Source organism: Arthrobacter sp. Cza30, assembly GCF_059090765.1.
In genome coordinates this window covers 313724-327083 of the sequence record NZ_JBNHGA010000004.1, presented here as the reverse complement: position 1 = coordinate 327083, position 13360 = coordinate 313724, and the positions used below count along the sequence as shown (strand labels likewise).

The window sequence follows — 13360 nt, the reverse complement described above, 5'->3', positions numbered from 1 at the left end:
CCGGCTCGCGCGTGTCTCACACGCGTGGTTCGAGGACGGCTCCGCCATCCGGTAGGATCATTACTCGTCCCCCACGGGAACGGGCGATTGGCGCAGTTGGTAGCGCGCTTCCTTCACACGGAAGAGGTCATCAGTTCGAGTCTGGTATCGCCCACCACGAAGGCCCGGCATCACATCGATGTCGGGCCTTTCGATTCCGGCTCACATCGTCACGGCCCAGCCGTAGCGACGGTGCAGCGCTTCAGCGACACGCGCGAACCGGGCGGGATCGAGGGCGGATGCCTCGCGTCGCATGCCGTCACGGTGCACGCTGTAGATCTGCTCGATGTCGACCCAGGAGGGGCGTCCCCGAGCGTCCCACTCCCCCGCGCCGAGCGGGAGGAAGTCGCGGTCTCCGTCGCGCGTCCTGCTGGTGAGCCGGACCGCGTAGACCCGCTCGTCATCGCGCCGGGCGATGACCAGCACCGGCCGGTCCTTCCCGCGACCGTCGTTCTCGTCGTACGGCACCCACGTCCATACGATCTCGCCCGCATCCGGCTCGCCGTCGCGATCGGGCCTGTACCGGATCCGCAGCTGCCGCGGCGCCGGAGGCGGCACCTCGACCGTCGCCGTCGACCCGGCACGATCGCGCAAGCCGGCTGCGCCGGATCGACGCCCGGCTGACCCGCTCCGTCGCCGTCGCAGAAGATCGGCGATGCTCGCCAGCAGGCTCGGTCGCGGTGTCACACGGTCACCCTAGCCCGGGCAGAGGACGGGGGCGCCGCAGCATCCGCTGCGGCGCCCCTGTCGATGCCTGTCGTCAGGCGCGCGAGTTCTCCAGCACGTAGCCCTCCTCGCCGTGCACGACGGTGTCGATCCCGGCGACTTCGTCCTCGTTCTTCACGCGGAAGCCGATGGTCTTCTCGATGACGAGCCCGATGACGAAGGCCAGCACGAAGGAGTACACAAGGACCGCGATGGCCGCGATCGCCTGAACGAGCAGCTGAGCGCCGTTTCCACCCATGAACAGGCCGGTGCCGTTGGCGAAGAAGCCGAGGTACAGGGTGCCGATGAGGCCGCCGACGAGGTGGATCCCGACCACGTCGAGCGAGTCGTCGAAGCCCCACTTGTACTTCAGCTCGATCGCGAGCGCACAGACGGCGCCGGCGACGATGCCGAGGACGATCGCCCAGATCGGGTCCAGCGACGCGCAGGCCGGCGTGATGGCGACCAGACCGGCGACCGCTCCCGACGCGGCGCCGACCGAGGTCGGCTTGCCGTCCTTGATCTTCTCCACGATGAGCCAGGCGAGCAGAGCCGCGGCGGGCGCTGCGATCGTGTTGATGAACGCCAGGGCGGCGACGCCGTCGGCGGCGAGCTCGGAGCCGGCGTTGAAGCCGAACCATCCGAACCACAGCAGTCCGGCGCCGAGGAGGACGAACGGCGGGTTGTGCGGGACGTGGACGCCCTTCTGGAATCCGAGGCGCTTGCCCAGGACGAGCGCCAGGGCGAGGGCCGCGGCACCGGCGTTGATGTGGACGGCGGTGCCACCGGCGAAGTCGATCGCGCCGACGCCGAACATCTCCTGCATGCCGTAGGTGATCCAGCCGCCATAGGCGAAGCTGCCGTCCTCGGCCAGACCGAAGTTGAAGACCCAGCTGGCGACGGGGAAGTAGACGATCGTGGCCCAGAGGCCCGCGAAGATCATCCAGGAGCCGAACTTCGCCCGGTCCGCGATGGCACCGGAGACCAGCGCGACGGTCAGGATGGCGAACGTGGCCTGGAAGCACACGAAGGCCATGGGCGGGAACGCGGCGTCCTCGGGCACCTCGAGGAGGCTCGACAGCCCGATCGCCGACCAGTCGATCGACCACGGGGCGACGAGGCCGTCAGCGCCGGGGAAGGCGATGGCGTAGCCGTAGACGACCCACAGCACGCCGATCAGTCCGAGCGCCCCGAAGCTGAGCATCATCATGCTGATGACGCTCTTGGCCTTCACGAGGCCGCCGTAGAAGAACGCGAGCCCTGGCGTCATCAACAGGACGAGTGCTGCCGCTATGAGCATGAATGCGGTGTTGCCTTGATCCATCTCGGTGGAGAACCTCTCTGCGGGGACGCAGGTGTAGCGTCGGGTCCCCCCAGTGTGATCAGGGCCCGTTTCAGCCGCGGGACACCCTGTGTTTCCTTCGCGTTACGCGTGCCGCTCGCCCGTAAACAACGTGTTTCGTGCCGCCGCGGGCTCGCTTCGGATCAGGCGAGCGTCGAGGCCACGAGCCGGGAGATGGCGCGGAGGTACTTCTTGCGATAGCCGCCTGCCAGCATCTCCTCGGGGAAGACGAGGTCAAGCGAAGTGCCTGTGGCGCGGATCGGGAGCTCGGCGTCGTAGACGCGGTCGATGAAGGCGACGAAGCGCAGCGCGGCGGACTGGTCGGTGAAGGGCTCGACGTCCCGCATGCCGATGAGGTCCACGCCGTCGATGAGCTTGATGTACCGCGAGGGATGCACGCGCGCGAGGTGTGCGACGAGGTCGGTGAACCGGTCGTCCGAGGCGACGCCGCGCGCGGCGGCATCGGCGATGGCGGTGTCGTACGCCTCCGTCGCCAGCACGTCGGCGTGGCCGTCCAGTGCACGGTGGCGGTAGTCCGTGCCGTCGATGCGGATCGTTCGGAAGCTCGACGCCATGGCGTGGATCTCGCGCAGGAAGTCCTGTGCGGCGAAGCGGCCCTCGCCCAGCGCGTTCGGCGGGGTGTTGGATGTCGCGGCCAATCGCGTGCCCGAGGCCACCAGCTCACCGAGCAGGCGGGTCATCACCATCGTGTCACCGGGGTCGTCGAGTTCGAACTCGTCGATGCACAGCAGATCCGACCCTCGGAACAGCTCCACGGTGTTCTGATAGCCGAGAGCGCCGACCAGCGCCGTGTACTCGATGAACGAGCCGAAATACTTCCGGCGCGCAGGCATGGCGTGGTACACGGCCGCGAGCAGATGCGTCTTGCCGACGCCGAACCCGCCATCGAGGTAGACGCCCGGCTTGACCTCGGGGCGCTTCGCCCGGCGGAAGAAGCCGCCCTTCGCCGGCGCGGCCGCTCCCCCGGCGAACACGGTCAGCAGGTCCTTCGCCTCCTGCTGCGACGGGTAGGCGGCATCCGCCCGATACGTCTCGAACGTCGCGTCCGCGAACTGGGGCGGCGGCACGAGGGCCGCGACCATCTCGGCGCCGGCGAGCTGCGGCGTGCGCTCGGCGAGGTGGATGACGCCGGAGCGGGTCTCGGGGACGGTCATGCGGATCCTGTGTCGGAGTCTTACGGGATGGCTGTGCCGCCGGCGCCGGGAATCTAATGTCGGAGGCGACGGTTCAACCCTAACCGTCACCGTCACCCGCCCCGACCGAGGAGCACCATGGCCGTCGAGACCGACACGTCGTCCGAGAAGTTCGCCGAGTACGCCGAGCCGGGGCGTCTCGTCACGGGACAGTGGCTCCAGGAGCGACTGGGCCGGCCGGGCCTGGTCGTGGTCGAGTCCGACGAGGACGTCCTCCTGTACGAGACGGGGCACATCCCCGGCGCCGTCAAAGTCGACTGGCACACCGAGCTCAACGACCCGGTCGTCCGCGACTACGTCGACGGCGAGGGCTTCGCCGAGCTGATGTCGCGCAAGGGCATCTCGCGCGACGACACCGTGGTGATCTACGGCGACAAGAACAACTGGTGGGCCGCCTACGCGCTGTGGGTGTTCTCGCTGTTCGGCCACGAGGATGTCCGGCTGCTCGACGGCGGCCGCGACAAGTGGATCGCAGAAGGCCGGCCCATCACGACCGAGGCGCCGTCGCGTCGCCCCACCGACTACCCCGTCGTCGAGCGGGACGACAGGCTGCTGAGGGCCTACAAGGAGGACGTCCTCGCGCATCTGGGGAAGCCCCTGATCGATGTGCGGTCGCCCGAGGAGTACGACGGCACCCGGACCTCCGCGCCGGCGTACCCGGAGGAGGGCGCGCTGCGGGCCGGGCACATCCCGACGGCTCGCAGTGTGCCGTGGGCGCGCGCGGTCGCCGACGACGGCGGATTCAAGACGCGGGCCGAGCTGGACGCGATCTACCGCGACGAGGTGGGCCTGCAGGAGGGCGAGTCGATCGTGGCCTACTGCCGCATCGGGGAGCGCTCGAGCCACACCTGGTTCGTCCTGAAGCACCTGCTCGGATTCGAGGACGTCCGCAACTACGACGGCTCCTGGACCGAGTGGGGCAGCGCGGTGCGGGTGCCGATCGCGACCGGGCCCGAGCCCGGTGAGGCGCCCGCCCGGCGCTGACGCGGTCGCGCGGTGGGACAATGGGACGGATGACTGATACCGCCGTTCCCGAGCGCCTGGCCGAGATCCGGGACGAGTTCCTCGAGCTGCCCGAGGCCGAGCGCCTCCAGCTGCTCCTGGAGTACTCGCAGGAGCTGCCGCCGGTGCCTCCCGCGTACGACGGCCACCCTGAGCTGTGCGAGCGTGTGGTCGAGTGCCAGTCGCCGGTCTACATCGTCATCGACGTCGACGCCGACGGTGTGGTCGCCATGCATGCCACCGCCCCGCCCGAGGCGCCGACCACGCGCGGTTTCGCGAGCATCCTCGTCCAGGGCCTCACGGGGCTGCGCGCCGAGGAGGTGCTGGCGATCCCCGCGGACTTCCCGCAGAGCATCGGCCTGACGCGCGCGGTGTCGCCGCTGCGCATCGCGGGCATGACCGGGATGCTGATGCGCGCGAAGCGCCAGGTGCTCGCCAGATCGGCGGCGGCGCCGGCCTAGTCGCCGATCAGTCCGCGCGAGGCGAGCCACGTGCGGATGCTCTCGCTCCAGCGCTCTTCGTCGTAGTTCCACAGCTTCGTGTGGCGGGCCACCTCGAACACCTTCATTTCCACGAGATCCGGACGCGCGACGACGAGGTCGTGCGACGCGTCGGACGGCACGAACCCGTCATCGTCGCTGTGAAGGATGAGGATCGGATGCCGCAGCTCGGCGGCGCGGGCGACGACGTCGAGCTCGTCGAAGCGGATCGGAGCGCCCGCGCGCGTCAGCGGCGCCGCCCAGCCGGTCTGCAGGGCTTCGATCGCGAGCCCGCTCACGGCCGTCGGCACGCGCAGAGCACGCGCCTGGTACTCCAGCACCACGCGCCAGTCCACGACGGGAGACTCCAGCACGAGACCGGAGATGAGATCGCGATGCGCCGAGTTCAGCGACAGCTGCAGGGCGATCGCACCTCCCATGGACCAGCCCATCACGATCACCCGTCGGGCGCCACGGCGACGGGCGAAGCCGACGGCGGCATCCACATCCCGCCACTCGGTCGCCCCGAGCGCGTAGGTGCCGGTGCGGCTCCGTGGTGCCTCGCCGTCGTTGCGGTACGACACCACGAGCGAGGTGATGCCCAGCGCGTGGAACACCGGGACTGCGCGCAGGCACTCCGCACGCGTCGTGCCTCGACCGTGGACCTGGATCACCCACGTCTCGCCGTTCCCCGCGGGGAAGAGCCAGGCCGGGCACGGCCCGGCGGGCGAGCCGATCAGCTCGGGCGTGAAGTCCAGGTGCAGCTGCTCGGGACGGTCGTAGTACCAGCCGCTGAAGGCCGCCTCGGGCGACAGGCGCGCATCGTGGCCGATATGGGTGAGGAGCTTGCGCTTGACGCTCACGTCGTCCTCGGACAGCACCGATCCGAGCTTGAGGTAGTCGGCGCTGCCGCTGGTGAACAGCCCGTACCGGCCGGGAAGGCGCGTGTCCGGCGTGCGGGCGAGCGTGATCGTCTGCGCCGCCGTGTCCAGCGACAGGATGCGGGTGTCCGGCACACGCTGGGCGGGCGTGACGACGCGGCGCGCCATGCGCACCGATCCGCCGGCAAGGGCGGCGAGCACGCCGATCAGGGCGACGCTCAGCATGGTGACGGCTGTCCTCACCGCGGCGAGGACAGCGGGAGATGCGCCGCCCATCGCGGCGCGCCTGGAGGCGACCATCGAGGCCTCAGCCTAGTCTGTCCGCGTGGCTGAGCATCGTCCTCCGGCGGCACCGACCTCGTTCGAGCAGGCGGCCGAAGCCGTGCGCGCGATGACGTTCCGCGAGGATCTGACGGTGCGCGAGATCACAGCGCCGGCCAATCTGGCACCGCACGCCATGGCGATCGCCGGGGACGTGCGCGCAGAGGAGCACGGCGTCGACTCGCCCTACGGCACCGGCCGGCTGGTTCTGCTGCACGACCCCGACGAACCGGCCCCGTGGGACGGCCCCTGGCGGATCGTGTGCTTCGCGCAGGCGCCCCTCGAGCCCGACATCGGCGTCGACCCGCTTCTGGCGGACGTGGCCTGGTCATGGCTCACCGACGCGCTGGCTTCGCGTCACGCCGGCTTCCACTCCGCGTCGGGAACGGCGACGAAGACGCTGTCCAAGGGCTTTGGGTCCCTCGCGGCCGAGGGCGACGGCGCGCAGATCGAGCTTCGCGCCTCGTGGTCGCCGGAAGGCGCGATCGCTCCGCACGTGGAAGCATGGGCAGAGTTGGTATGCATGCTGGCGGGGCTCCCGCCGGGGTCGGAGGGGATCGCGATGCTGGGTTCGCGGAGGATGGCGCGTGACTGAATACATCGTCATCGACGATGCGGCGGGACTGGCCGAAGCAGCGCGCCTGCTGCGCGCCGGCGAAGGCCCGGTCGCCGTCGACGTGGAGCGCGCCTCGGGGTTCCGCTACTCGCAGCGGGCGTACCTGGTGCAGGTCTACCGCCGCGGAGCCGGCGTGTTCCTGTTCGATCCCCCGCCGATCGAGGACTTCGCCCCGCTGCAGGAGGCGATCGGCGGAGAGGAATGGGTGCTCCACGCGGCGAGCCAGGATCTGCCCTCCCTGCGTGAGCTGTCGCTGGAGCCGGCATCGCTGTTCGACACCGAGCTGGCAGCGCGCCTGCTCGGTCACGAGCGTGTCGGTCTCGGCGCCGTCGTCGAAGACACCCTGGGGATCACGCTGGCGAAGGCGCATTCCGCCTCGGACTGGTCGACGCGCCCGCTCCCGCAGGCGTGGCTGGAATACGCCGCGCTGGATGTCGTGCACCTGGTCGATGTGCGCGACGCCCTCGTCGCCGAGCTGGCCGAGCAGGGCAAGACCGACTTCGCCGCGCAGGAGTTTCAGGCGGTGCTCGAGCGCGAGCCGAAGCCCGCGCGAGAGGAGCCGTGGCGGCGGCTGAGCGGCCTGCACACGGTGCGTGGGCGCAAGAATCTGGCGGTCGCGCGCGAACTGTGGACCGCCCGCGAGGACTATGCCCGCGAGCAGGATGTCGCCCCCGGCCGACTTGTCCCGGACCGCGCCCTCATCGCCGCCGTGCTGGCCGATCCGAAGTCCAAGAGCGCGCTCGCCGCCGTCAAGGAGTTCACGGGCCGGGCGAGCAGGTCCCAGCTCGACCGGTGGTGGGCGGCCATCGAAGCGGGTCGCGCGACGACGCAGCTCCCCCTCGAGCGGGCCACCGGCGGCGACACGCTTCCCCCGCCGCGCGCCTGGGCGGACCGGAATCCGGAAGCGGACGCGAGGCTCAAGGCGGCCAGGCCCCGCATCGAGCAGCGCGCGGGCGAGCTCGGCATGCCGACGGAGAATCTGCTGACGCCCGACCTGCTGAGACGGGTCGCGTGGTCCCCGCCGGAGCCGATCACCACAGCTGCCATCGCCGAGGCGCTGCAGGATCTCGGCGCACGCACCTGGCAGATTGGGCAGACTGCACAGGTGATCGCCGATGCGTTTGTCGAATCCATGCAACCGGCCGTGACACCCTCGGAAGCCGCTTCGTAGGAATCCGCCACCCGATTCCCGACGCCTCCGAGCGCCCTCCTAGGCTGGCCGCATCCCTAGTTTTGGAGGCAGAGTGGCCGAGATTTCGGACGTCTTCTTCGTCGACGGCATGCGCACCCCGTTCGGGCGCGCCGGCGAGAAGGGCATGTACTGGAACACCCGCGCGGATGATCTGGCAGTGAAGGCCACGATCGGTCTGATGGAACGCAACCCCGCGGTGCCGAAGGACCGTGTCGACGACGTCGCGATCGCCGCGACCTCGCAGACCGGGGACCAGGGCCTCACCCTCGGTCGCAGCGTCGCCATCCTCGCGGGACTGCCGCAGACCGTCCCCGGGTTCGCCATCGATCGCATGTGCGCCGGGGCGATGACCAGCGTCACGACCATGGCGGCCTCGATCGGCGTGGGCATGTACGACGTCGCCCTCGCAGGCGGCGTGGAGCACATGGGCCACCACCCGATCGGCGGCAACGCCGACCCGAACCCGCGCTTCGTCGCCGAGAAGATGGTCGATCCCGGCGCTCTCAACATGGGCGTGACGGCCGAGCGGATCTTCGACCGCTTCCCGCACCTGACCAAGGAGCGCTCCGACCGCTACGGCATGCTCTCGCAGCAGAAGGTCCAGGCCGCGTACGAGGCCGGCACGATCCAGCCCGACCTGGTGCCGGTGGCCATCAAGGGCTCTGACGGCGCGTGGGGCCTGGCGACCGAGGACGAGGGGCGCCGCCCGCAGACCACGATGGAGGACCTGGCCGGTCTGAAGACGCCGTTCCGTCCGCACGGGCGCGTGACCGCCGGAACATCGTCGCCGCTGACCGACGGGGCGACCATGTCGCTGCTGGCCGGCGGCCGGGCGGTGAAGGAGCTGGGCCTGCAGCCCAAGATGCGGCTGGTGTCCTTCGCCTTCGCGGGCGTGCAGCCCGAGATCATGGGCATCGGGCCGATCCCGTCGACCGAGAAGGCCCTCAAGAAGGCCGGTCTCACCATCGCCGACATCGGCCTGTTCGAGCTCAACGAGGCGTTCGCCATCCAGGTGATCTCGCTGCTGGACCACTTCGGCATCGCCGACGACGACCCGCGTGTGAACCCGTGGGGCGGCGCGATCGCATTCGGGCATCCGCTGGCGGCGTCCGGCGTGCGCCTCATGATCCAGCTCGCGGCTCAGTTCGCCGAGCGCCCCGACGTGCGCTACGGCCTCACCGCGATGTGCGTCGGCCTCGGCCAAGGCGGCTCGGTGATCTGGGAGAACCCGCACTACGACGGCAAGAAGAAGAAGTGAGACCGGGCTCGATGACGAACTACGACGAGATCGACTTCTCCCCCATCCAGGCCCTCGCCGGCGACGAGATCGTCACGCACTCGCGGGCGCGGGACATTCCCCTCCCCTCCGGCAGGGTGCTCGCTCTCATCACCCTCGACAACGGCCGGGACCACACCCGGCCGAACACGCTCGGCCCTGCGACCCTGACCGAGCTCGGCGAGACCCTCCAGACCCTGAAGAGGCGTGCGGCGGCGGGCGAGATCCAGGCGGTCGGCATCACCGGCAAGCAGTACATCCTCGCCGCCGGCGCCGACCTGTCCGACATCTCACGGCTGGGCTCGAAGGACAACGCCCGCCTCATCGCCCAGCTGGGGCACCACGTGCTGGGCTCGCTGTCGGAGCTGGGCGTGCCCTCGTTCGCGTTCGTCAACGGCCTCGCGCTCGGCGGCGGACTGGAGATCGCGCTGAACTCGACGTATCGCACCGTCGACGCCTCGGCAGCGGCCATCGCGCTCCCCGAGGTCTTCCTCGGGATCATCCCGGGATGGGGCGGCGCCTACCTTCTGCCGAACCTCATCGGGATCGAGAACGCGCTCGAGGTGGTCATCTCGAATCCGCTCAAGCAGAACCGGATGCTCAAGCCCCAGCAGGCCTTCGACTACGGCATCTTCGACGCGATCTTCCCCGCGTCGAACTATCTGGAGGACTCCCTCCGGTGGGCCGACGGCGTGCTGACCGGCGCGACCAAGGTCGTGCGGAAGAACGAGCCGGGCAAGCTGGAGCGGCTGACCAAGTGGCCGATCGCCGTCAAGATGGCCCGCGGGATGCTCGAATCCAAGATCGGCACGGTCCCGCGCTCGCCGTACGTGGCACTGGAGCTGCTCGACAAGGCCAGGAGCGGCACGAAGGCCGAGGGCTTCGCGCGCGAGGACGAGGCCCTGGCAGAGCTCGTCACCGGCGATCAGTTCGCGGCTTCGATGTACGCCTTCGATCTCGTGCAGAAGCGCGCCAAGCGGCCGGTCGGCGCGCCCGACAAAGACCTCGCCAAGAAGGTCACGAAGGTCGGCATCATCGGCGCCGGGCTCATGGCGAGCCAGTTCGCCCTGCTGTTCGTGCGCAAGCTGCAGGTGCCGGTGCTCATCACCGACCTGGACCAGACCCGCGTCGAGAAGGGGCTGGCGTACATCCACGAGGAGATCGGAAAGCTGGAGGCAAAGGGGCGCCTGGACGGCGACACCGCCAACAAGCTGCGCGCCCTCGTCACCGGCACGACCGACAAGACCCTGTACGCCGACTGCGATTTCGTCATCGAGGCGGTGTTCGAGGAGGTCGGCGTCAAGCAGCAGGTCTTCGGGGAGATCGAGCAGATCGTCGCCGAGGACACCGTCCTCGCCACCAACACGTCCTCGCTCTCGGTCGAGGAGATCGGCGCGAAGCTGGCGCATCCGGAGCGACTGGTCGGCTTCCACTTCTTCAACCCGGTCGCGGTCATGCCGCTGATCGAGATCGTGCGGACGCCGCAGACCTCGGACGCCGCCCTGTCCACGGCCTTCGTCGTGGCCAAGAGCCTGGGCAAGAACGCGGTGCTCACCGCTGATGCACCCGGGTTCGTGGTGAACCGCCTGCTGGCGAAGGTCATGGGTGAAGCGGCGCGCGCGGTGTACGAGGGCACTCCCCTCCTCACGGTCGAGAAGGCGTTCGCTCCCCTCGGACTGCCGATGACGCCGTTCCAGCTCATCGACCTCGTGGGGTGGAAGGTCGCCGCGCACGTGCAGGACACCATGGCGACGGCGTTCCCCGACAGGTTCTACGCGAACGAGAACTTCCACCGGCTGGCGGAGCTGTCCGAGGTCGTCGAGAAGGACAAGAGCGGTCGTGTCACCGGCTGGAGCAAGGCGGCCGAGAAGGTGCTCAAGGGCGCCACAGGCTCGTCCCCGGCGTCCGAGGCGGAGATCCTCCGCCGCGTGCAGGACGGGCTGGCCTCCGAGATCCGCATCATGCTCGACGAGGGTGTGGTCCCGGAGGTCGAGGACATCGATCTGTGCCTCATCCTCGGCGCCGGCTGGCCCTTCATCGACGGCGGCGCGTCCCCCTACCTCGATCGCGAGGGAGCCTCGGAGCGCGTGTTCGGCGATACCTTCCATCACCCGCCGATCCGCGGCATCGGCGCCTGACCTGCAGGGTCGTCCACGGAGAGCGCCCCGGCGCGCGGCTCGCCGAGTCCGCGCCGGGGCGCCGTCGTTCCTGCCGGACGCCTAGTCGCGGGGCGGGCGCGCGCGCGCCAGGTCGCCGATCGTCGGGATCTCGCTCGTCTGCGCACCGCGTGCCACCGGGATCCGCGTGCCGAGCACCTGCGCGACGACGTCCTGCGCGATGCGCGCCGGGGTGAGCCCGGCGTCCTGGAAGATCTCCTCGCGGCTGGCGTGGTCGATGAACTCGTCGGGCACCCCCAGTTCGTCCACCGCGGTGTCGACGCCCGCCTCGCGGAGCACCTGGCGCACCCTCGTGCCGATGCCGCCCACGCGGATGCCGTCCTCGATCGTGATGACCAGGCGATGGGATGCCGCAAGTTCGACGATGGACGGCTGCACCGGGATGGCCCAGCGCGGGTCCACGACCGTCGCCCCGATCCCCTGCGCGCGGAGTCGCTGGGCGACGTCGACGGCGATGTGGGCCATGGGGCCGATCCCGACCAGCAGCACGTCCTGGGCCTCGGAGCGCACGAGCACGTCCACGCCGTCGCGCAGCCGCTCGATCGCCGGCAGCTCGGGGCTCACGGCGCCCTTCGGGAAGCGCACGACCGTCGGCGCGTCCTCGATCGCGACGGCTTCGCGCAGCTCCTCGCGGAGGCGGACCTCGTCGCGGGGCACGGCGATGCGGATGTTCGGCACGATCTGGAGCATCGCGAGGTCCCAGATGCCGTGATGGCTGGGACCGTCGGGGCCGGTCACCCCGGCACGGTCCAGCACGAAGGTGACCCCGGCACGGTGGAGGGCGACATCCATGAGCACCTGGTCGAACGCCCGATTCATGAAGGTGGCGTAGATGGCGACGACCGGATGCAGTCCGCCGAAGGCGAGCCCGGCGGCCGACGCGACCGCGTGCTGCTCGGCGATGCCGACGTCGTAGACCCGATCCGGGAAGCGCTGCGCGAACGGCAGCAGGCCCGTGGGGCGCAGCATCGCCGCCGTCATCGCGATGACGTCGTCCCTGCTCTCACCGACGTGCACCAGCTCGTCCGCGAAGACGTCGGTCCAGGCGGTTCCCGCCGAGCCGCCCAGCGCCTCCCCGGTGAGCGGGTCGATCTTGCCGACGGCGTGGAACTGGTCGGCCTCGTCCGAGAGGGCCGGCGCGTACCCGCGCCCCTTCTCGGTGATCGTGTGGACGATGACCGGCGCCCCGTACTCCTTCGCCAGCTGGAGCGTCTCGATGAGCGCGGGGAGGTCGTGGCCGTCCACCGGGCCGAGGTACTTGATGTCCAGATTGGAGTAGAGCGCGGCGTTGTTCGTGAAGCGCGAGAGGAACCCGTGTGTGCCGCCGCGCACGCCCCGGTAGATCGCGCGCCCCACCGGACCCATCCGGCGGAAGAGCCGATCGGACGACCGGTGCAGGGTGCGGTACGAATCCGCGGTCCGCACGCGGTTGAGGTAGCGCGCCATACCGCCGATCGTGGGCGCGTACGAGCGGCCGTTGTCGTTGACGACGATGATCAGGTTGCGGTCGTTGTCGTCGGAGATGTTGTTGAGTGCCTCCCACGTCATACCGCCGGTGAGAGCGCCGTCGCCGACGACGGCGACGACATGCCGGTCCTTGCGGCCCGTGCGCGTCAGCGCGCGCGACACGCCGTCGGCCCAGCTGAGCGAGCTGGACGCGTGCGACGATTCGACCACGTCATGCAGGCTCTCGGCGCGCTGAGGGTATCCCGCCAGTCCCCCGCGGGCGCGCAGACGCGTGAAGTCCTGCCGTCCGGTGAGCAGCTTGTGCACGTACGACTGGTGCCCCGTGTCGAAGATGATCGGATCCGACGGCGAGTCGAACACCCGATGCAGGGCGATCGTCAGCTCGACGACGCCGAGGTTGGGGCCGAGGTGCCCTCCCGTGCGTGCGACGTTCTCGACGAGGAAGTCGCGGATCTCCCCCGCGAGCTCCTCGAGCTGTTCGATGGTCAGTGCGTCGAGGTCTCGTGGACCGGTGATCGACCGAAGAAGAGGCATCCGTCTCCCTTCGCCTCCCGACTTCCCGGGGCGTCACCCGACGATCGGATGGCCCCTCAAGCTTAGACCGCGGGGCTGAATGACCTCCCAGAGTGGACGGCGCGGGCCCCGTGCG

At 69.9% G+C, this 13360-nt stretch carries 11 protein-coding genes and 1 tRNA gene; 7 read left to right on the top strand and 5 right to left on the bottom strand.

The window, feature by feature from the left end; genetic code table 11:
- Window positions 1-81 precede the first annotated feature (81 nt).
- Window positions 82-157, top strand: a tRNA-Val gene (locus tag AC5RVZ_RS15110).
- 44 nt (window positions 158-201) lie between these two features.
- On the opposite strand, the gene AC5RVZ_RS15105 is transcribed toward AC5RVZ_RS15110, so the two are convergent.
- The 3 genes from AC5RVZ_RS15105 to zapE all read right to left on the bottom strand — a co-directional run bounded on the left by AC5RVZ_RS15105 (window position 202) and on the right by zapE (window position 3261).
- Complete coding sequence (locus AC5RVZ_RS15105) at window positions 202-726, bottom strand: type II toxin-antitoxin system PemK/MazF family toxin (RefSeq protein WP_494066588.1); 525 nt, start codon at window positions 724-726, stop codon at window positions 202-204.
- A 73-nt stretch (window positions 727-799) separates the two neighbouring features.
- A complete protein-coding gene (locus AC5RVZ_RS15100) occupies window positions 800-2068 on the bottom strand; it encodes an ammonium transporter (protein ID WP_494066587.1) in 1269 nt (422 codons plus the stop codon).
- 161 nt (window positions 2069-2229) lie between these two features.
- Window positions 2230-3261: a cell division protein ZapE gene (zapE, locus tag AC5RVZ_RS15095; RefSeq protein ID WP_494066586.1), complete on the bottom strand. Its 1032-nt coding sequence runs from the start codon at window positions 3259-3261 to the stop codon at window positions 2230-2232.
- A 117-nt stretch (window positions 3262-3378) separates the two neighbouring features.
- On the opposite strand from zapE, the gene AC5RVZ_RS15090 reads away from it, so the two are divergent.
- Both AC5RVZ_RS15090 and AC5RVZ_RS15085 read left to right on the top strand, forming a co-directional pair.
- Window positions 3379-4284 carry a sulfurtransferase gene (locus tag AC5RVZ_RS15090; protein ID WP_494066585.1) on the top strand — a complete coding sequence of 302 codons (906 nt, stop codon included), beginning with the start codon at window positions 3379-3381 and terminating at the stop codon, window positions 4282-4284.
- 29 nt (window positions 4285-4313) lie between these two features.
- Window positions 4314-4763 (top strand): SufE family protein, encoded by a 450-nt coding sequence (locus AC5RVZ_RS15085; RefSeq protein ID WP_494066584.1) that lies wholly within the window; start codon window positions 4314-4316, stop codon window positions 4761-4763.
- Here AC5RVZ_RS15085 and AC5RVZ_RS15080 read toward each other — a convergent pair.
- The gene (locus AC5RVZ_RS15080; protein WP_494066583.1) at window positions 4760-5962 is read right to left on the bottom strand and encodes an alpha/beta hydrolase family protein; all 1203 of its coding nucleotides are present in this window, start codon (window positions 5960-5962) and stop codon (window positions 4760-4762) included. The two genes, AC5RVZ_RS15085 and AC5RVZ_RS15080, sit on opposite strands and share 4 nt — an antisense overlap.
- Window positions 5963-5987: 25 nt before the next feature.
- On the opposite strand from AC5RVZ_RS15080, the gene AC5RVZ_RS15075 reads away from it, so the two are divergent.
- From AC5RVZ_RS15075 to AC5RVZ_RS15060, 4 genes are all read left to right on the top strand, one after another.
- Complete coding sequence (locus tag AC5RVZ_RS15075) at window positions 5988-6578, top strand: DUF3000 domain-containing protein (RefSeq protein WP_494066582.1); 591 nt, start codon at window positions 5988-5990, stop codon at window positions 6576-6578.
- Window positions 6571-7770: a ribonuclease D gene (locus AC5RVZ_RS15070; RefSeq protein ID WP_494066581.1), complete on the top strand. Its 1200-nt coding sequence runs from the start codon at window positions 6571-6573 to the stop codon at window positions 7768-7770. The genes AC5RVZ_RS15075 and AC5RVZ_RS15070 overlap by 8 nt, the downstream gene beginning before the upstream one ends.
- 73 nt (window positions 7771-7843) lie before the next feature.
- A complete protein-coding gene (locus AC5RVZ_RS15065; protein WP_494066580.1) occupies window positions 7844-9049 on the top strand; it encodes a thiolase family protein in 1206 nt (401 codons plus the stop codon).
- A gap of 11 nt (window positions 9050-9060) precedes the next feature.
- A complete protein-coding gene (locus AC5RVZ_RS15060; protein ID WP_494066992.1) occupies window positions 9061-11205 on the top strand; it encodes a 3-hydroxyacyl-CoA dehydrogenase NAD-binding domain-containing protein in 2145 nt (714 codons plus the stop codon).
- Between the two features lie 81 nt (window positions 11206-11286).
- Here AC5RVZ_RS15060 and dxs read toward each other — a convergent pair whose 3' ends face one another.
- Window positions 11287-13245 (bottom strand): 1-deoxy-D-xylulose-5-phosphate synthase, encoded by a 1959-nt coding sequence (gene dxs, locus AC5RVZ_RS15055; RefSeq protein ID WP_494066579.1) that lies wholly within the window; start codon window positions 13243-13245, stop codon window positions 11287-11289.
- Window positions 13246-13360 lie beyond the last annotated feature (115 nt).